The following is a 22715-nucleotide window of genomic DNA, read 5'->3' as shown; positions in this document are numbered from 1 at the left end:
CTTTATGTCTGCTTCAGAAATTCAAAAAACGCGTATTATCAATGAGCTGCAAGGCTTTATCCGTAAGCTATTGCAAGACCCAAAAATTTTAGAGCAGTCGCTGGAAGTAGCACGCAAAGAGTTTGCCAACGGAAGCACGCCCGAAGTGATGGCCCGGATCGCCAATGAAATCTCCGACACCACCAGCGTGCATATTCCTGAAGACCCGGCTGAGCATTCTGAAGCCGATAAACTCTTTTTAGCCCTTCTGCGCGAAGTGGTACTTGAGGAGCAAGCGCTCTACTAACAAGCGCGCCCTACTATCCTGTCACCGGCGAAGCATCGGCTGCTTCGCCGTCTTTGATTACAGTCTGCTGACGTCAATGGAAGTGTCATTACCTATGTCCCATACCGCCACGCGCAAAATTCTGGTTACCAGCGCTCTCCCCTACGCCAACGGCGACATTCACCTCGGTCACCTGCTGGAGTACATTCAGACCGATATCTGGGTGCGCTTCCAGAAAAGCCGTGGCCAGCAGTGTTACTACGTCTGCGCCGACGACGCGCACGGCACCGCGATCATGCTACGCGCTGAACAAGAAGGCATTTCGTCTGAAGCGCTGATCGAGCGTGTCTCCCGCGCCCACCAAGCCGACTTTGCCCGCTTTGGCGTCAACTTTGACAATTACCACTCCACCCATTCGACAGAAAACCGTTATTTCAGCGAGCTGATTTATACGCGCCTTCGCGACAAAGGCCACATCGCCACGCGGGATATCGAGCAAATGTTCGACCCGCAAAAGGGCCTCTTCCTCGCCGACCGGTTTATCAAGGGCACCTGCCCGAAGTGCAACGCCGAAGACCAATACGGCGATAACTGCGAAAAATGCGGTGCGACGTACACCCCGGCGGAGCTCATCGATCCGGTATCCGCGATTTCCGGGGCGACACCGGAAGTACGCAGCTCCACCCACTACTTCTTTAAGCTGCCGGATTTTGCCGAGTTCATGCAGCAGTGGATCAACGACGGTCACGTGCAGCCGCAAATTCGCAACAAATTGATGGAGTGGTTCGAGTCGGGCTTCAACGAGTGGGATATCTCCCGCGACGCGCCTTATTTCGGCTTTGAAATCCCCGATGCGCCAGGCAAATATTTTTATGTCTGGCTCGACGCGCCGATTGGCTATCTCGCCAGCTTTAAGAACCTGTGCGAGCGCGAATGCATCGATTTCGATAGTTTCTGGCAGCCAGGCTCTGATGCCGAGGTGTACCACTTTATCGGCAAGGATATCGTCTACTTCCACGCGCTGTTCTGGCCCGCCATGCTGCACGGCGCTGACTTTCGTACGCCCACGGCGGTCAACTGCCACGGTTTTGTCACTGTCGATGGCGCCAAGATGTCGAAGTCCCGTGGTACCTTCATTAAGGCCGCCACCTATGCCGATTACCTCAACCCCGAGTATTTGCGCTACTACTTCGCCGCTAAGCTCACCTCCAAGGTGGACGATCTCGACCTGAATCTTGACGACTTCACCGCGCGGGTGAATAGCGATTTGGTCGGCAAAGTCATCAACATCGCCAGCCGCTGCGCTGGGTTTGTGAAAAAACTTGGCGGCGGCACGCTATCGTCAAGCTGCGCCGACCCGCAGATGCTGGCACGATTTATTGCCGCTGGCGATGATATCGCCGCTGACTATGAGGCCCGTGAATTCAGCCGCGCGATGCGTAGCATCATGGAGCTGGCCGACGAGGCCAATACCTACATTGCCGAGGCCGAGCCGTGGGTGCTCGCCAAGCAAGATGGCCGCGAGCAAGAGGTACTGGATATCTGCTCGATGGGCATCAACCTGTTCCGTCAACTGATGGTTTATCTCGCACCTGTTGTGCCGACCATGGCCGCAGAGGCGCAAGCGTTCTTAAACTTGGCAACGCTTGACTGGCATAGTCGCCACGAAGTGCTGACAAACCATACCATCAATAAGTTCAAGCCGCTGATGACTCGCATTGAGCGTGACAAGATCGATGCCATGATCGAGGCATCAAAGGAGGATCTCGTGGAAGAGCAAAAACTCAAAGACGCCACCAAAGGGCCGCTGACGGATGAGCCCGTTGCCGCTGAGATCAACTTCGATGACTTCATGAAGGTTGACCTGCGCATTGCCCGTATCGCCAAAGCACAGTACGTCGAAGGTGCTGACAAGCTGCTGCAGCTGACGCTGGATCTCGGCGGCGAAACGCGTAACGTTTTCTCCGGCATTCGCGCCTCCTATGCGCCGGAAGCGCTGGAAGGTCGACTGACGGTCATGGTCGCCAACCTCGCGCCGCGCAAGATGCGCTTTGGCGTTTCCGAAGGCATGGTGCTCGCCTCCGCAAACGACGACGGCATCTACCTGCTCTCACCGGATGCGGGCGCCGAACCGGGCCAACGTGTTACCTAACCGGGCCACCTAATAAGCTGAGTCACTGATGAGCGAGCTGTTCGTCATCCTGATCGGCACCGCGCTGGTCAACAATTTCGTCCTGGTCCAGTTTTTGGGGCTCTGCCCGTTCATGGGGGTCTCTAACAAGCTGGAATCCGCCGTGGGTATGTCGGCGGCCACGACCTTTGTGCTCACGCTCGCCTCGGCGGCGAGCTATGTGGTGTATCACGGTTTGCTGGTGCCGCTGGATGTGACCTACTTACGCACCATTAGCTTTATCGTGGTGATCGCGGCGGTGGTGCAGTTTACCGAGGTGATGGTGCGCTACATGAGCCCACTTCTGCACCAAGTACTGGGCATTTTTCTGCCGCTGATTACCACCAACTGCGCGGTGCTGGGGGTGGCGCTTTTATCGCTCAACCGCGAGCTGAGCTTTTTCCATACCACGCTGTACGGTTTTGGTGCCGCGCTCGGGTTTTCGCTGATTCTGGTGCTATTTGCAGCCCTGCGCGAGCGTTTGAGCACGGCCGATATTCCCAAACCCTTTCAAGGCGCGGCAATTGCGATGATTACCGCCAGCTTAATGTCGTTGGCTTTTTTAGGCTTTTCCGGCCTCGTTCAGCTCTAACGTTGTTGACTCTCTCTGCGAGGATCCCGCCATGCTGGCATCCAATACGCTGATTTCATTATTGAGCGCCGTCGCCGTGCTGGCCGGTCTCGGTGTGGGATTTGGCGCGCTATTAGGGTTTGTGGGTGAACGCTTTAAGGTGAAAGGCAACCCGCTAGTGGAGAAAATCGATGCCTTGCTGCCGCAAACGCAATGCGGCCAGTGCGGGTATCCGGGGTGTCGCCCTTACGCCGAGGCGATCAACGAGGGCGATGCCATCAACAAATGCCCGCCGGGAGGCGAAAGCACCATTGCCGCCCTGGCGGATTTGCTGGGGCGCGAGCCCGAACCGCTAGACGGCGAAGCCCAAGCCGAAGAGCGCGTGGCCTTTATCCGCGAAGAGGAGTGCATTGGCTGCACCAAGTGCATTCAAGCCTGCCCGGTGGATGCCATTATCGGCGCCGCCAAACAAATGCACACGGTCATCGAGGATGAGTGCACCGGCTGCGATCTGTGCCTCGCGCCCTGCCCGGTCGACTGTATCGATATGCTCCCCCGAAGCACACCGCTGACCCAGTGGCAACCGGTCGTTAACGCGGCCACCGCCAACCTCATCGCCAGCGACCGCGCCGAGGAGCCGCCCCATGTCGCGCGGCTTTGAACTTCACGACCGGGACTTCCCTGGCGGCGTTTACCCACCCGAGCGCAAGACCCGCTCGACCGAGCGCCCTTTAAGCGATGCGCCACTCCCTGATCGGGTCATTCTGCCGCTCAGTCAACACAGCGGGCGCCCCGCCGTGCCCTGCGTGGCTGTAGGTGAGCAAGTAAACACCGGGACGTTGCTCGCCCAGCCCGACAGCATGATCTCAAGCGCCCTGCACGCCAGCATTAGCGGTAAGGTGGTGGAAATAAACACCGCGTACATCGTCATTGAAAAAAACAAGGTGAGCGAAGGTGATGGGAGTGACGGAGAAGATAACGAGACACGCCTTAAACGACTGGATTGGCGCACCGCAGAGCCTGAAGCCCTGCTTGAACGGCTTGATATCAGCGGCGTTGTCGGGCTCGGCGGCGCGGGCTTTCCCACTCAGGTAAAAGCCCGCGTGCGTGAGCGCCATTCGCTCGATACGCTGGTGGTGAACGCCGCCGAGTGTGAGCCTTATATCACCGCCGATGACGTGACGCTGCGCTACTTTGCGGCGGATGTGCTCGAAGGCGCGCAGTTAATGGCCAAGCTTGCCAGCGCCGAACAAATAATCGTCGGTATTGAAGACAATAAGCCCGAGGCCGTTGCCGCGTTAGAGGCGGCGGCGCTTAACGCTCTGCCGCTGCCGGTGGTGATCAACGTTATCGAGACCCGCTACCCCAGCGGCGGCGAGCGCCAACTGATCAAAAAACTGCTCGGCCGCGAAGTGCCCAGCGGCGGCTTGCCTGCTGATGTCGGCGTGCTGTGCCACAACCCCGGCACGCTCTTAGCGGTGCTGCACGCCGTGCGCGACGGCGCCCCGTTAACCTCACGAATTGTCACCCTTACTGGCAACGCCCTCATGCGCCCTGGCAATTACCGCGTGCGCCTCGGCACACCCATGCGTAAATTGTTGCAACACGCGGGCCTGAAAGACACCGAGCTGAATACGCTGATTCACGGCGGGCCAATGATGGGTGTCGCGTTAGCCGATCTTGACACGCCGGTGGGAAAAACCACCAACTGCCTGATTGCCGCGACGGCTGATGAGCTGCCTGCCCCGCCAACGGAGGCGCCCTGCATCCGCTGCGGCGCCTGCGAAGACGTGTGCCCGGCGTCATTATTGCCGCAGCAGCTGCACTGGTACGCCCGCGCGGGGGATGACGCCCGCTTGGAACGCTACCACCTCTTCGACTGCATCGAGTGCGGTGCCTGCAGTTACGTCTGCCCTAGCCATATCCCGCTGGTGGATGACTACCGCGAGGCCAAAGCGCGCCTGCGCCTTAAGCACATCGAAGCGACAAAAGCCGAGCACGCCAAACACCGCTTCGAGTTCCGCCAAGCGCGCTTAGCTCGCGAGGAAGCCGAGAAACAGGCCCGGCGCGAGGCGCGTCTCGCTCGGGCTAAACGCCCAGCGCAAGCTGGCACAAACGACGGCGACACCGCTCAAGCCGATATACGCAGCCTACGTATCGCCCAAACTGCGGCGAAAGCGGCCGTGCGCAAAGCAGAAAAAACGCTCGCCCGTACGGCAGAACAGGACCCGCAGCAAGACCTCTCGGACCTGGAAACCCAGCTTGCGACAGCGCAAGAGAACCTAAAAGCCGCTGACGCCAAGCTATCTGCCGCCCGCCAGCAAACAACCTCTTAAGGAGCCAGCGCCACGATGAGCTTTCTGCACCACACCGCGGCGCCCGCAAACGCCCAACTACCCAACAGCACGCCCGTGCTGATGCGCTGGGTGCTGATCGCCACGCTGCCCGGTGTGGCCGTGATGACGTATTACTTCGGCGCTGGCGTGCTGACCAATATCGTTATCGCCACGGTCATTGGCCTGGTGCTGGAAGCGGCGGTACTGAATATACGTAAAAGGCCAATCCGCCCCGCGTTAAACGACTCAAGTGCGCTGGTCACCGCCGTGCTGCTGGGTATCGCTCTGCCCCCCGCCAGCCCCTGGTGGCTGATGGGTGTAGGCATGGTCGCCGCCGTGGTGGTGGCTAAACAGCTTTACGGCGGGCTGGGGCAAAACCCCTTCAACCCCGCCATGGTGGGCTATGCGCTGCTCTTGGTGTCGTTTCCTACCTATATGACACTCTGGGCGCCGCCGCAGCCGCTTTTACCCGAGACGCTGTGGGCGCAGGTGGCAGGCCTTTTGCCTGCAGCCGAACTTGACGCGATCAGTGGCGCCACCCCACTGGATGCGTTCAAACACAAAGGGGAAGCGGTGCTTGCCAGCGAATTCTGGGCGACGGACCCTCTATCGCTAGGCACGCTTGATGCCTGGCAACACAGTGCCTGGGCTTGGCTTTTCGGCGGCGGGCTTTTGTTCTACAAACGGATCATCAGCTGGCATATCCCCGTGGCAATGCTGGGTAGCATGACGCTGCTGGCGGCGCTTTTTTATGCCGGTGACCCCAGCCACTTTGCCTCGCCCAGTTTTCATCTTTTCACCGGGGCAGCGGTTTTCGGGGCGTTTTTCATCGCCACCGATCCGGTCTCAGCGGCCACTAGCCGCCGTGGCAAGCTTATGTATGGCGCAGGTATTGGCGCGTTGGTGATGCTGATACGCACCTTCGGCGCCTACCCTGACGCCGTGGCATTTGCCGTGCTGTTGATGAACCTGTGTGTGCCGCTGCTGGATCTTTACAGCGACCCTCGCGTTATGGGGCACGCGAAGACGACTCGCGGGCAGCGCCTACCGGAAGACAACGTATGAAGGTGCAAGCGGCGATCAAGCAAGGTGCGCTGGCGCTCGGTGCCTTTGCGCTGGTCACGGCCGGCAGTGTCGGGGTGATTCGCGCGCTCACCGCCGAACGCATTGCCACCAATGCCGAGGTGTTTCAGCATCAAAAGCTGCGCGAGGTGTTGCCGCCAGCCATAGCAAACGTTGGCGTCGAGCGCATTCTTGAAGGCGCTTTTCCCCTACCCGAACCACAAGCACTTGGCCACCGTGGCGCCGCTCAAGGCTGGTCGATACAGGCACAAGATAAAAGCGTCGTCATTCTCCCGGTGGTTACCCGCGAAGGTTATAGCGGAGACATACACCTGCTAGTGGGTATTGATGGTGAGCGACGCATTAGCGGCGTGCGCGTCACCGAGCATCAGGAGACGCCGGGGCTTGGCGATAAGATCGAGCGGCGCCGTAGCAATTGGGTCACCGAGTTTAACGGCTTTCGCTTGGAAAGCCTGCCCGAGCGCGCTTGGGCGGTAACGAAAGACGGCGGTGAATTCGACGCTTTCACCGGGGCGACGATTACGCCCCGCGCCGTGGTCGACGCCGTGCATCAAGCCCTGCTCTATGCCGAGCATACGCCGCTGCCCGGCTTGGCAAAACCGGACGAAATACAGGAGCCCACGCCATGAGCCAGTTTTCTGAACTCGCCCGCGAGGGGCTATGGCACCAAAACCCCGCGCTGGTGCAGCTACTCGGCTTATGCCCATTATTGGCCGTGAGCAACAGCGTGGTTAACGCACTCGGCCTTGCCATCGCCACGCTGTTAGTGCTGGTGGGCTCAAGCAGCGTGGTATCACTGCTTCGCCACCAAGTGCCCGGCAGTGTTCGCTTACCCGCGTTTGTGATGATCATCGCCGCCTTTGTCACCTGCGCCGAGCTTCTCATGGCTGCCTATGCGTATCCGCTCTATCAGGTGCTGGGCATTTTCATTCCGCTGATTGTCACCAACTGCGCGATTTTAGGCCGCGCCGATGCCTTTGCCTCGCGCCATCCGCCGCTTATCGCCGCCTTTGATGGCTTGATGATGGGGCTAGGTTTTGCCGCCGTGCTGGTGCTGCTGGGTGCGCTACGCGAGCTTTTGGGCCAGGGAACGCTTTTTAGCGATATGGAGCTCCTATTTGGCACAACCGCCAGCGGCTGGGAAATGGTGCTTATCGCCGATTATCAATTCCTGTTTTTCCTGCTGCCGCCGGGGGCGTTTTTTGTCGCGGGCCTGCTCATCGCGCTGAAAAATGCCATCGATCAGGCCGGTGCCGCACGCGCCAAACCCATCCATGCCGCACCCAAAACTGAGCGGCGCGTACGCGTCACCGGCACGATTAAATAGCAGACAGAACATCGCAGCTAGCAAATGACAAATAGCACACAGGACACGGCATGAACGCACAAAAACGCTACGAGATTTTTGCTCGCCTCAAGGCAGAAAACCCGCAGCCGACGACTGAGCTCAACTGGTCCACGCCGTTTGAGCTGCTCGCCGCTGTCTTGCTTTCAGCGCAGGCCACCGATGTCGGCGTCAACAAGGCCACCGCCCGGCTCTTTCCCATCGCCAATACGCCTCAGGGCATTATCGACCTGGGGATCGACGGGCTCAAAGAGCACATCAAGACCATTGGGCTTTACAACACCAAAGCCGAAAACCTGATGAAGACGTGCCATATGTTGGTGGACCAACATGGCGGTGAGGTACCCAAAACCCGCAAGGCGCTGGAAGCGCTGCCCGGCGTGGGGCGCAAGACCGCCAACGTCATTTTAAACACCGCCTTTGGCCTGCCGACTATCGCCGTGGATACGCATATCTTTCGCGTATCCAACCGTACCGGCATCGCCAAAGGCAAAGACGTGGTGGACGTCGAGCAGAAGCTCTTGCGCCACGTGCCGCGCGAGTTCAAGCAAGACGCCCATCACTGGCTGATTCTGCACGGTCGCTATACCTGTGTCGCCCGCAAACCCCGTTGCGGTAGCTGTATCATCGAAGATCTCTGCGAATACAAAGAAAAAACCGAGCTAGGATAATAACGCCCGATACTCTCCCTGCCAGGCGGGCCATTCCCATTGTGCCGTTGCAAGTGGAGCTGGGCGGGAACTTGGCGCCGTCAGCCACGCGCGGAGCGTATCGGTCAGCCCTTTTCGCGTGCCATCAAAGCGATATGCACCTGGGTACAGCTCGGGAAAGCAAAGGCGATCCGGAACCAGCGGCAGCACGCCACGCTGCGCCGCCTCCATAATCGCTAACCCTTGAAATTCGTGCCAAGTGGTCGATACCACGATGCCGGCACTTGCCAGAAGCGCGTGGTATTGCGCTTCTGGCTGAGGCCCCCAAGCTACGATCTGGTTGGCTAAACGCTCGCGCGCTTGGTCAAATACCGGCGGCGTTTGCCGAAACTGCTGCCCCATTACGGCAAGTTCAAATGCCACGCCTTCTTCACTTAGGGCAAATAGCGCGCCAAAGAAGTCATCCGGGTTTTTATCGTACTCCCAGCGATGGTTCCAAACGATCCGCTGGGGCATGTTTTGACGCCCCACATCCGAGGCGATAGGCAAAATCGGCACCGGCAACACCCGCGCGTTTTGGCGCAGCGCTTCGAGCCACTTGGCGGCGGGCAGGTTTTCCGGCATGCGCTTGAGAAAAATCCGTGCCCCGTCGATAAACGAATCACGGTTATACGCAGTGTTAAACACCACCTCATCAGCGGCAAGGGCAGCATAAAGATTGACCATTTTCGCCTCACCCTGCGGCGCTTGCTCGTCGGACTCAGGGTAAGCGAACTGATTTTCATGGAAATACACCACTTTCTTAGCACGCCCTAGATGCGGATAAAGCCCAATCAATGTGGCGAGATCGACCATAGACGTGGCCAGCACGAGATCATACGGCTGGCTCAGCGTGTGGTGTTCTTTCAGCGCCCAGGTCAGCGGATTACCGCGAATGCGCCAGCGAAAATGTCGCGGCGGCAAAGTTAAACACGTCCATTCGGCCTCGGTATGCGCCATCACCTGCTCGGCCCAAAAACGATGACTCACCGCCGAGTAGGCAGATAACAAAAGGGCTCGCATAGCGTTTCCTTCAATTGATAGGTAGCTCCCACACAGCGCAGCGACTTTAGCAGCATTCGGCCAAGGTCGTCTTGGCCGAATGCGACCACCCTCATACACTGAAAGCGATAACAGCGATAAAGCACGACTTAAACGCAAACCACCGATCCAAAAAAATAAAACACAGCATCCTGGGAGAGCGAGATGGCCAATGTGTTGGTAGTCGATGACGAGCCCAATATCGTTCTGTCTTTAGAGTTTTTGATGGAGCAAGCCGGGTTTCAAGTCACGACAGCCGAGGATGGCGAACAAGCCTTAGAAAGCGTTAAAAACGCCCAACCCGATTTGATATTGCTCGACATCAGTCTACCGGGTATCAGCGGCTTCGACGTGCTAGAGCAGCTACGCGGGCAGCCGGATACCGCGTCATTGCCGATTATCATGCTCACCGCCCACGGCCGTGAGGTGGAGCGCGAAAAGGGCATGGCGCTAGGGGCGGATGATTACATCACCAAGCCTTTTTCGACCCAAACCCTGGTCGAGAAAGTCAAAGCGCTACTTAATGGGGCATCGTCATGAAACGCCGCGGACTCCCCAAACGTCAGCGGCTGATTGGCCTTTGGCTTTTACTCAGTGGCGTGAGCTTATTTGGCGGTGCGATTTTCGCCGCTTGGCTGGACACGCATCTCAACCCTGACGGTTGGCAACGTATCGTGCTGTGGCTTGGCAGCTTTTCGGGCGGTGGCACCATTTTTCTCGTCGGCCTTTTGCTTGAGCGAATGCTGTTTACCCCGCTGCGTCATTTGCAGGTGCAACTTGCACGCTTAGTATCCAACCCCGATGCCCGCGATGAGCATCCGCCCGAAGGCTGGTTAAAAGGCTTAGGCCCGGACCTTCGCCGCGTGCATGAAAGTTGGCGCGATGACCGCGCGCGGCTTGCCACCGCGCATGCAGAAGGTGCCCGCAGCGCGGCACGTATCCGCCAGGAGCTGGAAACCCTGCTGCAAGTGCTTGAAACGCCCCTGCTGCTATGCGACCACCACCGTCGCGTGATGCTCTTCAACCAAGCGGCAGAAGACTTTTTTTCCGGCCATGATGGCCTAGGCCTCGGCAAGCGCCTAGAAACGCTGCTACCCAGCCCCAGTTTGCAGCACGCTCTTTCGCAACTCCCCCACGATGGCACTCCCCGTGAGCTGCTCGCCCCGTGCGACGAACGCTGGCTAAAAGTCATCCTGCGCCGTGTACCGGGCAGCGACGGCGAAGCCTTGTTAACGTTTACCGATGCGACCGCCTCTTGGTCGAGTGAGATGGGCGTGCGCGCGGAACTTGCCGCCATGTTAACGCCACTGCGCCAGCACACGGCTAGCCTCACCAGCGCCGCCGATGCGCTCATTCAACTACGCCAGCGTGATGATGCGACCGACTCGCTACGCGAGCGTCTCGAACGGGTTATCGAAGAAGAAGGCGCCACCCTAGGTGACAGCGTTGCCCGCATTGGCACGCTTTTGGATGACATGCAGCACCAGGGCGAGCGCTTAACCCCGATGTGGTCAAACGATTTCTGGCAGGCGTTAGATGAGCGCCTAGACCCTGAACATCGCCTGATCACGCCGATTGGCATGCCCGCCTGGTTCAAAGGCGATGCACCGGCCCTGATCGCACTGTTGGCGTCGCTGGTTCAACACCTCAACGCTTACCTGCCGGATAACGGCTTCGAGGGTGAAGTCTGCCTAGGCAACAAGCGCGTTTATCTCGACTTCATCTGGCGCGGCCAGCCACTGCCAGAACGTGAACTGGCACAGTGGCAGCAAAAAACGCTAGAGAGCTTACCCCTTTCGCCGACCGTCGCCGACGTACTGCGCCAGCATGCCAGCGACATCTGGAGCCTGGCTGACGAAACCAGCGGCTATGCGCGAATCCGTTTGCCGCTGCCGGCCACCGAGCGCGTTGGCGCCCCCCGTGAAACGACCCCACCGCGCCCGGAGTTTCACGACTTCGGCATTGCCGACTTACCCCCGCCGGACGATGCGCTCGCGAATCGTTCCTTGCGAAGCCTTGAAGTCGTTGCCTTTGATACCGAAACCACCGGGTTGGAACTTCGCCGGGGGGATACCGTGATTAGCTTAGGCGCTTGCCGCGTGGTCAATGCACGCTTGTTGGCAAGCGAAGTCTTTGACCAAAAAGTCGACCCCAAGCGCCCGATTCCGCCGGCAAGCACGGCGATTCATGGGCTGACGGATGCCGACGTTGAAGGCGCCCCGCCGCTTGATATTGTGCTTACGCGCTTTCGCCAATACGTCAGCGACGCAGTGCTGCTCGCGCACAATGCCTCGTTTGATATGTTGGCCATTAGTCATCACGGCGTGGATTTCGATATCCCCGTGCTGGATACGCTGCTGATTTCCCGCGCGCTGGACGAAGCCATCGACGGCCACGATTTAGACAGCCTGGCTAAACGTTACGATCTTGCCTTCCCGCCTGGCACGCGGCATACCGCACTCGGCGATGCCCGAGTAACGGCGGAGCTTTGGCTTGCACTGCTCCCGCGGCTGGAAGCGCGGGGTATCGACACCTTGGAAAAGTTATTAGCCCTGCAGAACAATGCGTTTGACAAGGAGGACGCCAGCGCATGAGCTCTCATCACGACTTACCGCATGACTCACGCCAAGATCCACATCGCGACTCCCGTCAACATGCGCGCCTTATCGCGTTGATACTGCTCGCGGTGTTGCTGTTTTGCCCGCCGCTACTGGTGGTCATCGACGGCTTGCCCGGCATGGCAAGCTTGGCGCTGTATCTCTTTGGCGCCTGGGCGCTGGTGATTGGGCTAGGTGCTTGGTTAATGGAACGCTCCGCAACGCACTGAACCCCCAGGAGCACTGACCATATCGCCTAGGAGGAGTCGCGCCGATGCGCACAGACCCGATAATCCTCACCGCTGCCTTTGGCTATTTAGCCCTGCTTTTTTTGGTGGCGGCGTGGGGTGATCGACGCGCCGAAGCAGGGCGCACGGTTATCGGCTCGCCGACGGTCTATGCGCTATCGATTGCGGTTTATTGCACGGCGTGGACGTTTTACGGCAGCGTTGGGCGCGCGGCGGAACACGGGCCCAGCTTTCTGCTGATTTACCTCGGCCCAACACTGGCCATGCTCACTGCCCCCTTTCTACTGCGCAAAATGGTGCGCATCGCAGCGCGTGAGCGGATCACCTCTATCGCCGATTTCATTAGTGCGCGTTATGGCAAAAGCACAGGGCTTGGCGCACTTGTGGCATTAATGGCGCTCATCACCATCACGCCGTATATCGCCTTACAGTTAAAAGCGATTACTGTCAGCCACGCGATACTGATTAACTACCCCGATAGCGCTGACACCACCCTGACCAACGAAAGCTTCTGGATGGATAAATCCTTTTGGGTTGCGCTCGTGCTCGCGGTGTTCATTATTCTCTTTGGCACCCGCCACCTTGATGCCAGCGAGCGCCATGAGGGGATGGTCGCCGCAATCGCGTTGGAGTCCTTGGTCAAGCTCGCCGCGTTTTTGGCCGTGGGGCTTTTTGTCGTTTTCGGGCTATTCGCCGGGCCGGGTGACCTGTTTCGGCAAGTCGCCCTAACGCCCGAGCTTAGCGATTTAATGAGCCTCGAAAGCGTGCCAGGCGGTGTAACCGGCTGGGTGGGCATGTTGGTACTGGCATTTTTGGCCTTTATTACCCTGCCCCGCCAATTTCAGGTGTTAGTGGTTGAGAACGTCGATGAACGCCACCTCAAGCGCGCCAGCTGGCTTTTCCCGCTTTACATGCTGCTGATCAACCTCTTTGTCATCCCGATTGCGCTGGCGGGCTTATTACTCGGCGAGGCCGCCGGCAACCCGGACAGTTTTGTCCTCACGCTGCCTTTGCTTGCCGGAACCGAGGCACTGCCCGTCTTCGTCTTTATTGGCGGACTCTCAGCGGCCACCGGGATGGTGATCGTCGAAACCATCGCGCTTTCTACCATGGTGAGTAACCAGCTCGTCATGCCACTACTGCTCCGCCTCAAACATTTACATGTCAGTTACCAAGGGCGGTTGGCAGGATGGCTTCTGGGTATCCGCCGCATCTCTATCTTACTGATTTTGCTGTTGGGCTATCTCTACCACGCGCTAATCGGCGACTCTTATAGCCTTGTCACCATTGGGCTTGTCTCTTTTGCTGGCGCGGCACAGCTAGCCCCTGCCCTACTGCTGGGGCTGTATTGGCGCGGCGCTACCCGCCAAGGCGCAACGCTTGGGCTCATTGCTGGCTTTGCCGTCTGGGGTTACACCCTGCTACTTCCGGGGTTTGCCCAATCCGGTTGGTTAAGCGCCACTCTACTTAGCGACGGCCCTTGGGGCATTGGCTGGCTAACGCCCTATGCGCTATTTGGCTTAAACGGCTGGGATATTTACACGCATTCCCTGTTGTGGAGCATGCTGGCTAACGTGGGCTTGTTAGTGGGTGTCTCACTTTTCACCCGGCCAACACCGTTGGAGCAAACGCAAGCGGCACTTTTCACCCAAGCCTTGCACCCCAACCTGCAAACCACGTCTCTCTGGCGTGGCCAAACCACGCAAGGGGAACTGAGCGAGCTGCTCAAGCGCTACCTAGGGGCGGCTGCTACGAAGCGCGTTTTCGCTAACGCGCCTCACCACGATGATGCCACGGACGAGCCAGCGTCCACCGAGCTTATTACTCGAGCCGAACAAGCGCTTGCAGGCTCATTGGGTAGCGCGTCTGCGCGGGTGCTTATCAACTCGGTGGTTCGCGGTGAGGCGCTCGACCTTGAATCCATCTTGAGCATCCTCGACACCACCTCACAAACCCTTGAGTACAACCGAGAACTAGAACAGAAATCTCAGGAACTCGCCCGCATCGGCGAAGAGTTGCGCGCGGCCAATGAGCGCCTACGCGAACTCGACCGATTAAAAGATGAGTTTGTGGCCATGGTGAGCCACGAGCTGCGGACCCCGCTCACCTCCATCCGCGCATTCGCCGAAATTTTGCGCGATGGCAATGAGATGCCCGACGAGAAACGCCAGCATTTCTTGGGCGTTATTGTGCATGAAAGCCAACGCCTCTCGCGTTTAATCGAGGAGATTTTAGACCTGGCACGCTTGGAAAGTGGGCGTTTAACGCTCAACCCAGAAACGCTTGACCTCGCTGAGCTTGCCCGCCATAGCGTCGATGCGATCTCACGTTTGCAAGAAAACCGCGGCGTGGCGCTGGAAGTGACGCTAGACGCGGAACCCGCCATGATTGTGGGCGACAGCGACCGCTTAGAGCAGGTCATCATTAACCTGTTAGATAACGCGGGTAAATTTGCCGACCGAGACAACCCGCAGGTGTTGCTGCGCCTTTATAAGCACAAAAAACACTTCCGCCTTAGCGTGGAGGACAACGGGCCAGGGATTAGCGCGGAGGAGCGTGAGCGTGTGTTCGAGAAGTTTCACCAAATTGAGCAGTCTAGTGATAGCGCTACCCGCGGTCGCCCCAAAGGCAGCGGGCTTGGGCTACCCATTAGCCGCGGGATTGTCGCCCACTTAGGTGGGCGCTTATGGGCGGACGAAGGCACCACGCTCGGCGGTGCCTGCTTGATCATGGAGCTCCCGAACGCACCTGAGACTGAACGTGATTGACAAATTTACGAATCTGCTGGAGATCGTATTTGAGTATGTACGTTTGGTCATCGCGCAGCCTTGCACTATCCACCCAACCGTCGGCCACTTGGCCAAGCGACAGGTTATGGCGTTGCTGATCAAGCGTTAGCTGCTGTAAGCGCTCAAGCGTTGCCACTAGGCTCGTTGCCTGATCGCGTGCTACACCACTGGCGCTATGCTCCCCAAATGCGTGTAGCCGCTTGCGGGTACTTACCTCACGCAAACCGGCGTGAAGGCTTAAAAGTCGCGCCGCACTCACAAGCGGCATCAGTCCTTGGCGTTTAAGGTTGATGGCCTCAGAAAACGGCGCTTCCTTTATGCTACCTTTCAAACGGCCGAAGCGGTCTAACGCCACAGGCAACTCATCGAGTAGTGCCGCCATTTCATCCATAAACAGCGCACGCTTTGGCACGATATCCGCCACACTCTGTAAAAGTGCCCGAGCCAGGCGCGTCTCGCCTACGACAGGCGTGAAATCCAATAAAATATTGGTTTGCTGTACGCGCTTAACGCGTCGCTCTTGCGTCCACAGCTCCAGCTGGGTGCGCCACTCGCCGAGGCGTTTACGCCACATGGGCCAACGCGCCATCACATGCCCTTGGCAAAGCGGAATCCCCGCCTCGGCCAATCGCTCGGTAAAGCGCTCACCCAGCGCCTGAAAATAGCCGTCGATTTCCCGGTGGCGGCTGTCGGGGTAATCGTCAATAATCAGCGCATTATCTTGATCTGGCCCGAGCAGGCTTTCATCGCGAGCACCTGAGCCTAGGATAAGTACGCAATAATCCACCGGTGGCGCCCCCCAACCTTGGCTTTGCATTTCATCCAAGGAGAACATAATGGCTTGGCGGTAGAGCCAGGCGTTATGATCGCTAATCAATTGGCTAACACGCCAGGCCGGAACGTCGTAACGCACTAGCGTTTCCACCAAGTGCTGCTGCCATCGATAGGCGTTATGGAGGGGGCTTTCGTGTGGCGGTGCAGCGTCCAATACATCTTTTAATGGCGCGAAAAGTCCGCCTGGGGCACTAGGCTGCGCATGTTCAAACAGGCTACGCCATGGCGATGAACGATGAACCCAGTGCACGGTGATAGCCTACGCGCTGGATGAATCAGAATCAGTAGGCTTTTGACGTGGGTCGGGCTCAAACATCGCCTCGCCAACCTCGTCGATATAGCGCTTGGCTTTCGTCACCATCATCTCATCGCAGCCATCCCGGCTTGGCAGCATATCGGAGCGCTCAAAGCGGTGATCGCGCACGTCACCATCGTCTAAGCGCTGACGAATAATCCCGCTCACGCGGTATTGCCCACTTTGGTCATCCGGCTCGGAAATGATCACGTAGCCGTTATACTCGACGGCATCTGCCGCTTGAGGGCGGCTACCTTGCTGCGTTTTGTTGCCACCTAGCAGGCCGGTAATTAGCTTTTTCAGCATAAAGGCTCCTTATACGCAATGCGGCAGCCCTTAGGCTGCCGCGCGTCTTGCGAGTTAGCTTTGCTTGCGGCCTTTGCCTGCGGCAATACGCAAACGCAGCGCGTTGAGCTTAATAAAGCCTTCCGCGTCTTTCTGATCATAAGCACCGGCATCGTCTTCGAACGTGGCAATCGACTCGTCAAAGAGTGACGCATCTGATTTGCGCCCGACGACCGTTGCGCTGCCTTTATACAGTTTCATGCGCACCACGCCGCTGACGTTTTTCTGCGTTTCGTCGATGGCGGCTTGCAGCATGCGGCGCTCAGGACTCCACCAGTAGCCGTTGTAGATGACTTCAGCGTACTTCGGCATCAGCTCGTCTTTCAGGTGGGCTTCTTCGCGGTCAAGCGTCAACGACTCAATGGCACGATGGGCGCGCAGCATAATCGAGCCACCCGGTGTTTCGTAACAGCCGCGCGATTTCATGCCTACGTAGCGGTTTTCGACGATATCCAAACGACCGATGCCGTTGTCGCCGCCGAGCTTATTGAGCTTTTCCACCACTTCGTGGGGCTGCATCGCCTGACCATCGATAGCAGTGATGTCGCCCTGATCATAGGTCAGCTCAACGTAGGTCGGCTGATCCGGTGCGGCTTCAGGGGAGACGCTCCAACGCCACATATCTTCTTCGGCTTCGGCCCATGGATCTTCCAGAATGCCGCCCTCGTAGGAGATATGCAGCAGGTTGGCATCCATGGAGTACGGGGATTTTTTCTTCTTGCTGGAAAAATCCACCGGAATATCGTGCTGCTCGCAGTAAGCCATCAGCTTTTCGCGCGAGGTAAGGTCCCACTCACGCCACGGGGCGATCACTTTCACGCCGGGCTTAAGCGCATAGGCGCCAAGCTCAAAGCGTACTTGGTCGTTGCCCTTACCGGTGGCGCCGTGGGAAATAGCATCGGCACCGGTCTCGTTGGCGATCTCGATTAAGCGCTTGGCGATCAATGGGCGAGCAATGGAGGTACCCAGCAAATATTCGCCTTCATAAATCGTATTGGCACGAAACATCGGATAAACGTAATCGCGCGCAAACTCTTCGCGGAGGTCTTCAATGTAGATCTCTTTCACGCCTAACGTTTGTGCCTTAGTGCGTGCAGGCTCGACTTCTTCCCCTTGACCGATGTCGGCAGTAAACGTCACCACTTCGCAGTTGTAGGTCTCTTGCAACCACTTGACGATAACGGATGTATCCAGGCCACCGGAGTAGGCCAGCACAACCTTTTTAACATCGGACATTCTACGCTCCTCGTTGATCTCAAACGGCGCGACTTGCGTATGCGCCTAATAGTGAAACGTTGAGTATAGCGTTCTGACACGTCAACGAATACCTTCTACGGCGTGTCGACCCCAAAGCTGATAGAATGACTCGCTATTACCTGCGCGCTATTGACTATTTGCTTTAAGGAGAGCTGCATGAGCGAGGCAATTGCCCGCGATTTAATGGCCCAGCGGTTTCGCAGTTACCTTCCCGTCGTGGTGGACTTAGAGACAGGCGGTTTTAACGCGAAGGGGGATGCCCTGCTAGAAATCGCGGCCGTAACGCTCACCATGGACCCGGAAGGCAACCTGCTACCCGATGCCACTTACGCTTATCACCTGAAACCGTTCGAAGGCGCCAACATTGAGCAATCGGCGCTAGATTTTACCGGTATCAAGCTTGATGACCCATTGCGCCAGCAGGTCGCGGTGAGCGAAGCCGAAGCGCTGGGAGAGCTGTTTCGCCCCGTGCGTAAAGCGATCAAAGCCCACGGCTGCACCCGCGCGATTTTGGTGGGCCACAATGCCGCTTTCGATCATGGTTTTTTAAATGCTGCCGCCGAACGCTGCGGCATCAAGCGTAACCCTTTCCATCCCTTTTCCAGCTTTGATACAGCATCACTTGCCGGGTTGGTCTACGGCCAGACGGTGCTCGCGAGGGCTTGTCGCGCCGCAGGTATCGAGTTTGACAATAAGTCTGCCCACTCAGCGCGTTACGACACAGAACGCACCGCTGAGCTTTTTTGCGCCATGGTCAACCGCTACAAAGATTTGGGTGGCTGGCGTCTCGCCCAGCGCGAACAAGAAATGGATCGCGCCGACGATTAAGGCCGCAGATGCAGGGAAAACGCCTTTACGTTAACATGCATTTTTAAACCGATGCTTTCACACGCCCGCCCTTCTAATAAGCGCCAGCGCTTTCCGAGGGAGTAGGCTTCATCTTGTTAGCCCCGTTTCCAGGAGATAAAACGTTTCCATGGCTCAGCACAATGCCTTTTATGCCCAGTCCGGGGGCGTCACCGCCGTCATCAACGCCAGCGCCTGTGGCGTTATTGAAGCCTGCCGTGAAGCAACCGATCAGATAGGCCACGTATACGCCGGCCATAACGGCATTATTGGGGCGTTAACCGAAGACCTTATTGACGTTTCCCAAGAGAGCGACGAGTCGATTGCCGCGCTACGCCATACCCCCGGCGGTGCTTTTGGCTCTTGCCGCTACAAGCTCAAAGATATCGATACCCATCGCACCCAGTACGAGCGCTTGATTGAAGTATTCAAAGCGCACGACATTCGCTACTTTTTTTACAACGGTGGCGGTGACAGCGCGGATACGTGCCTGAAAGTCTCACAGCTTTCGGAAAAAATGGGGTACCCGTTGACCGCCATCCATGTGCCCAAAACCGTGGATAACGACCTGCCGGTGACCGACAACAGCCCCGGTTTTGGCAGCGTGGCCAAATACATCGCCACTTCGACCCAAGAAGCGTCGCTGGATATCGCTTCCATGTGTGCCACTTCCACCAAAGTGTTCGTACTGGAAGTCATGGGCCGCCACGCCGGTTGGATAGCCGCCTCGGGTGGCTTGGCCGGCGAAGGCGAAGGCGAGCCTCCGCATTTGATTATCTTCCCGGAAATTGCTTTCGACCGCGAAGCGGTCATGGCGCGGGTCGATAAATGCGTTAAAGAGTACGGCTACTGTGTGATCGTCGTTTCCGAAGGCGCACGTTATGGGGATGGTACTTTCTTAGCCGACGCGGGCAATACCGATGCGTTTGGCCATCGCCAGCTCGGCGGCGTCGCCCCCACACTCGCCGGCATGATCAAGCAGGATTTGGGGTATAAATACCACTGGGCCGTGGCTGACTATTTGCAGCGTGCCGCGCGCCATTTGGCCTCAAAAACCGATGTCGAGCACGCTTACGCCGTAGGCCGCGAAGCGGTTGCCCTGGCGCTGGCCGGCAAAAACGCGATGATGCCCGCCATTCGCCGTGTGTCTGAGGCGCCCTATCAGTGGGATGTCATCTCAGTGCCTTTGAAAGAAGTCGCCAACCAAGAAAAATTCATGCCGCGCGACTTCATCAGTGACGAAGGTTTCTCGATCACGCCAACATGTCGACGTTACCTATCGCCGCTGATTCAGGGAGAAGACTTTCCGCCGTTTGAAAACGGCCTACCCATGGTGGCTAAGCTGAAACTCGCCAAGGTGGAACAGCGCCTGCCACCTTTTACGCTTTAAGTTGACTTGTTAAGTACTAGCACGTTTTAACCCCAAGCTGCCTTCGTACTAACGCAAAAGCCAAGAAAGCACTAACAGCAGCAATAAGATTCCCGCCACCCCCTGCCAAAAACGGCGGGAATCGCTGCGCGCCTCTTGCCAATCTCGCTCACGCGGACGCCCTAGCGGCACGCGTAGTGCATGCAAAAACTCTGACATACGCCGAAAGCGTAGCCCTCGCTGCGGGTCTAACGCCCGACGCAAGGCGTCATCTAACGCAGGTGAAACTTCTGGGTTAGCGACCCGCGCGCTGCGGTAGCTCAACGCTTCCAGGTCAGTATGACCACGTAGCCGATCAGGTGTCAGTACATACGGCATTTGCCCGGTGATCAGCCAATAAGTGGTGGAGGCAAACGAATATTGATCGCTACGCCGACCAACGCTATCGCCTAGGGCATATTCCGGCGCGGTATGCTCACTTAAGCCCACTTGGCGCAGCAACTCACCCGAATGGCGGTGTCCATCCACTTCGCGCACGTGGCAGGCGCTAAAATCGGTGAGTACGAGCTTACCGTGGACATCTATCAGCACGTTATCCGGGGACACTTGTTGGTGAAGCACTTCACGGTGGTGGAGTGCTTGCACCGCTTTGCCCAGCTGGTTGGCGATTTCTAAGCGCTGGATCAGCGTTGCCTGAGGGTGGCGCGTCGCCCACTGGCGCAGCGTCTCGCCCTCCACGTTTTCCATCAGGTAATAAAGATAACGCCGCGGCCGTGACGGCTCTACCACGCGAACGACAAAGGGCGAGTTAACCCGTTCGACCACCCACTGTTGCATCAAGAAATGCTCTAAGTAGGCGTTGCGTAGCGACAGTTCCGGGCTTGGGGCTTTCATCACCATGGTACGCTGGGTGTGGGTATCGCGAACCCGGTACACCCGCGATTGCGCCGTGCGCGATAGCACCTGAATGACTTCAAAGCCGTCCAAACGCTCACCGGACGCCAGCTCTGGTGGGATAGGTAAATCGCCATACACCTGGCCGGGATGATCGCTCGCTTCTTCAGGTAGTTCGTCAATACGCACCAGCTGAAAGCAGAACTGATCGCCCCCGTAGCCACGTTCTTGGGCGCGGGTTTTCGCCTCATTTGCCAAACGCTCGCACGCGGCATCCAAGTCACTGGCATCTTGGCGGATCAATCGCACGTAGTCAGAAGGCAACAACGTGCCGCGCACGGCCTGGGTGGTGAAGAGAAAAATATCGCCTTGCTTGAGCGGTAGCTGGGTATAGTCAATATCGATGCTGCCATCTAACCCCAGGGCCCGAGAGGGGTAGCGATAACCGCCGATATCCGTCACGTGATCCCGCGACATTTGCTCAAACTCGGCACCCCGCAAGCGAAATACCAAGGTATCGCCCATGTGAAACAGGTGCGCTTGGCGGTGGCGAAATATCAATGCCGAGACCGAAGAAACAAAACTGCCCTCATGCACATTCTGGCTCTGGCTATAGCACCAGCTATTGAGCGCACTTAGCACACGGGTAGCCGAAGTTTTAACATCCCAATGATCCGGGGTGGAGAAATAGTCGGCCAAAAACCCCCTTACGCTGAGATCTCCCGCCTGCTTCGCCATGGTATTGCGTGTAACCGAATCGCTAATAACCGCGCAGCCACCTTTCGCCTGCAGCAGCGGCGCGTCGGGAATTTGCACTGACATCGAACTGCGGTGCTGGCGCCGTTCAGGCGCAACAAAGCCTTGACCATAACTGACAAGCAATTGGGCATGCGCCAAGTTTTCCTCCTGGGAAGCGTGAGAACCGAGAGCGAGGATCGAAAGTGACCCGTGCTCTGCCAATTCATGACGTGAGCGTTATGATACACATGCGACATAATAAACATAATGGCGGGCAAGTACCTACGAATCCGCCACCGACCTGAATCCGCCACCGACCTATGTTTTAGAAACGTAGGTCGCATTGGTAATTCACTTATCATGTTCGTATAATCCTTCGCCATAAATGTTGGCTTATTCCGTTCAGCCACTTGCACGCTTTTCAGTACGTTTTTTAAGTACGCTCAAGGAAATCACGATGAACTTTGACAACATCCCCGCCGGCAAAGATCTACCCAACGATATTTATGTGGTGATTGAGATCCCGGCTCACCATGCGCCGATCAAGTATGAAATTGACAAGGACATGGGTTCCTTGTTGGTTGATCGTTTCATGGCAACGCCGATGTTTTACCCAGCCAACTATGGCTTCATTCCACACACCCTGGCTGACGATGGCGACCCGCTTGACGCACTGGTGGTAACCCCCCATCCGGTTCAGCCGGGCTGCATTATCCGTGCCCGCCCGGTAGGTGTGCTCAACATGACCGATGAAGCCGGTGAAGACGCCAAACTGGTGTGTGTGCCCCACGCCAAGCTTTCCGCCCTTTACGACGACGTTCAAGAAGTTACCGATCTACCGGAACTGCTGCGTCAACAAATTGCTCACTTCTTCGAGAACTACAAAGATCTCGAAAAAGGCAAATGGGTAAAAGTGGAATCTTGGGAAGGCGCCGATGCCGCGCGCAAAGCCATTGAAAAATCGATTGCCGCGTACCAAAAAGCATAACTCGCTGACGCCTTA

At 57.5% G+C, this 22715-nt stretch carries 21 protein-coding genes; 16 read left to right on the top strand and 5 right to left on the bottom strand.

Annotated features, from left to right (window positions below; all coding sequences use genetic code 11):
* Window positions 1-4 precede the first annotated feature (4 nt).
* From HZS81_RS11355 to nth, 9 genes are all read left to right on the top strand, one after another.
* Complete coding sequence (locus HZS81_RS11355; RefSeq protein WP_179930675.1) at window positions 5-286, top strand: hypothetical protein; 282 nt, start codon at window positions 5-7, stop codon at window positions 284-286.
* Window positions 287-380: 94 nt separating this feature from the next.
* Window positions 381-2417, top strand: a complete 2037-nt coding sequence (gene metG, locus HZS81_RS11350) for a methionine--tRNA ligase (RefSeq protein ID WP_179930674.1) — start codon at window positions 381-383, stop codon at window positions 2415-2417.
* A 28-nt stretch (window positions 2418-2445) separates the two neighbouring features.
* The gene (gene rsxA, locus HZS81_RS11345) at window positions 2446-3027 is read left to right on the top strand and encodes an electron transport complex subunit RsxA (RefSeq protein WP_179930673.1); all 582 of its coding nucleotides are present in this window, start codon (window positions 2446-2448) and stop codon (window positions 3025-3027) included.
* 31 nt (window positions 3028-3058) lie between these two features.
* Window positions 3059-3667, top strand: coding sequence for an electron transport complex subunit RsxB (rsxB, locus tag HZS81_RS11340; RefSeq protein ID WP_179930672.1), 609 nt, complete (start codon window positions 3059-3061; stop codon window positions 3665-3667).
* Entirely contained in the window at window positions 3651-5342 is a 1692-nt protein-coding gene (rsxC, locus tag HZS81_RS11335; protein ID WP_179930671.1) for an electron transport complex subunit RsxC, read from the top strand. The genes rsxB and rsxC overlap by 17 nt, the downstream gene beginning before the upstream one ends.
* Window positions 5343-5357: 15 nt before the next feature.
* A complete protein-coding gene (locus HZS81_RS11330) occupies window positions 5358-6407 on the top strand; it encodes an RnfABCDGE type electron transport complex subunit D (protein WP_179930670.1) in 1050 nt (349 codons plus the stop codon).
* A complete protein-coding gene (rsxG, locus tag HZS81_RS11325) occupies window positions 6404-7054 on the top strand; it encodes an electron transport complex subunit RsxG (protein WP_179930669.1) in 651 nt (216 codons plus the stop codon). The genes HZS81_RS11330 and rsxG overlap by 4 nt, the downstream gene beginning before the upstream one ends.
* Window positions 7051-7752: an electron transport complex subunit E gene (locus HZS81_RS11320; RefSeq protein WP_179930668.1), complete on the top strand. Its 702-nt coding sequence runs from the start codon at window positions 7051-7053 to the stop codon at window positions 7750-7752. Before rsxG ends, HZS81_RS11320 begins: the two co-directional genes overlap by 4 nt.
* A 50-nt stretch (window positions 7753-7802) precedes the next feature.
* The gene (gene nth / locus HZS81_RS11315; RefSeq protein ID WP_179930667.1) at window positions 7803-8441 is read left to right on the top strand and encodes an endonuclease III; all 639 of its coding nucleotides are present in this window, start codon (window positions 7803-7805) and stop codon (window positions 8439-8441) included.
* Here nth and HZS81_RS11310 read toward each other — a convergent pair.
* Entirely contained in the window at window positions 8433-9482 is a 1050-nt protein-coding gene (locus tag HZS81_RS11310) for a tRNA-queuosine alpha-mannosyltransferase domain-containing protein (RefSeq protein WP_179930666.1), read from the bottom strand. The two genes, nth and HZS81_RS11310, sit on opposite strands and share 9 nt — an antisense overlap.
* A gap of 183 nt (window positions 9483-9665) precedes the next feature.
* On the opposite strand from HZS81_RS11310, the gene HZS81_RS11305 reads away from it, so the two are divergent.
* From HZS81_RS11305 to HZS81_RS11290, 4 genes are read left to right on the top strand one after another with little or no spacing between them, the layout of a single operon-like run.
* Complete coding sequence (locus HZS81_RS11305) at window positions 9666-10040, top strand: response regulator transcription factor (protein ID WP_179930665.1); 375 nt, start codon at window positions 9666-9668, stop codon at window positions 10038-10040.
* Complete coding sequence (locus tag HZS81_RS11300) at window positions 10037-12094, top strand: 3'-5' exonuclease (RefSeq protein ID WP_179930664.1); 2058 nt, start codon at window positions 10037-10039, stop codon at window positions 12092-12094. The genes HZS81_RS11305 and HZS81_RS11300 overlap by 4 nt, the downstream gene beginning before the upstream one ends.
* The gene (locus HZS81_RS11295) at window positions 12091-12327 is read left to right on the top strand and encodes a hypothetical protein (protein WP_179930663.1); all 237 of its coding nucleotides are present in this window, start codon (window positions 12091-12093) and stop codon (window positions 12325-12327) included. Before HZS81_RS11300 ends, HZS81_RS11295 begins: the two co-directional genes overlap by 4 nt.
* A gap of 44 nt (window positions 12328-12371) precedes the next feature.
* Window positions 12372-15113: a sensor histidine kinase gene (locus HZS81_RS11290; protein WP_179930662.1), complete on the top strand. Its 2742-nt coding sequence runs from the start codon at window positions 12372-12374 to the stop codon at window positions 15111-15113.
* Here HZS81_RS11290 and HZS81_RS11285 read toward each other — a convergent pair.
* From HZS81_RS11285 to HZS81_RS11275, 3 genes are read right to left on the bottom strand one after another with little or no spacing between them, the layout of a single operon-like run.
* On the bottom strand, window positions 15073-16218 hold the full coding sequence (locus HZS81_RS11285) for a DUF294 nucleotidyltransferase-like domain-containing protein (RefSeq protein ID WP_179930661.1): 1146 nt from the start codon (window positions 16216-16218) through the stop codon (window positions 15073-15075). The genes HZS81_RS11290 and HZS81_RS11285 overlap by 41 nt on opposite strands.
* A gap of 9 nt (window positions 16219-16227) precedes the next feature.
* Entirely contained in the window at window positions 16228-16569 is a 342-nt protein-coding gene (locus HZS81_RS11280; RefSeq protein WP_179930660.1) for an HlyU family transcriptional regulator, read from the bottom strand.
* A 54-nt stretch (window positions 16570-16623) separates the two neighbouring features.
* Window positions 16624-17844, bottom strand: a complete 1221-nt coding sequence (locus tag HZS81_RS11275) for an argininosuccinate synthase (RefSeq protein ID WP_179930659.1) — start codon at window positions 17842-17844, stop codon at window positions 16624-16626.
* A 177-nt stretch (window positions 17845-18021) separates the two neighbouring features.
* Here HZS81_RS11275 and rnt point away from each other — a divergent pair, with 177 nt between their 5' ends.
* Window positions 18022-18693, top strand: coding sequence for a ribonuclease T (rnt, locus tag HZS81_RS11270; protein ID WP_179930658.1), 672 nt, complete (start codon window positions 18022-18024; stop codon window positions 18691-18693).
* Window positions 18694-18841: 148 nt separating this feature from the next.
* Window positions 18842-20101: a 6-phosphofructokinase gene (locus HZS81_RS11265; protein WP_179930657.1), complete on the top strand. Its 1260-nt coding sequence runs from the start codon at window positions 18842-18844 to the stop codon at window positions 20099-20101.
* A gap of 48 nt (window positions 20102-20149) precedes the next feature.
* Here the strand turns inward: HZS81_RS11265 and HZS81_RS11260 are convergent, their stop codons facing one another.
* Entirely contained in the window at window positions 20150-21871 is a 1722-nt protein-coding gene (locus HZS81_RS11260; protein WP_179930656.1) for a bifunctional protein-serine/threonine kinase/phosphatase, read from the bottom strand.
* Between the two features lie 298 nt (window positions 21872-22169).
* Between HZS81_RS11260 and ppa the strand changes: the two genes are divergently transcribed.
* Complete coding sequence (gene ppa, locus HZS81_RS11255) at window positions 22170-22700, top strand: inorganic diphosphatase (RefSeq protein ID WP_179930655.1); 531 nt, start codon at window positions 22170-22172, stop codon at window positions 22698-22700.
* The last annotated feature ends 15 nt before the right edge of the window (window positions 22701-22715 follow it).

This window comes from Vreelandella salicampi (assembly GCF_013415105.1).
Classification (GTDB): Bacteria; Pseudomonadota; Gammaproteobacteria; order Pseudomonadales; family Halomonadaceae; genus Vreelandella; species Vreelandella salicampi.
This window is presented reverse-complemented; position numbering and strand designations above follow the sequence as displayed.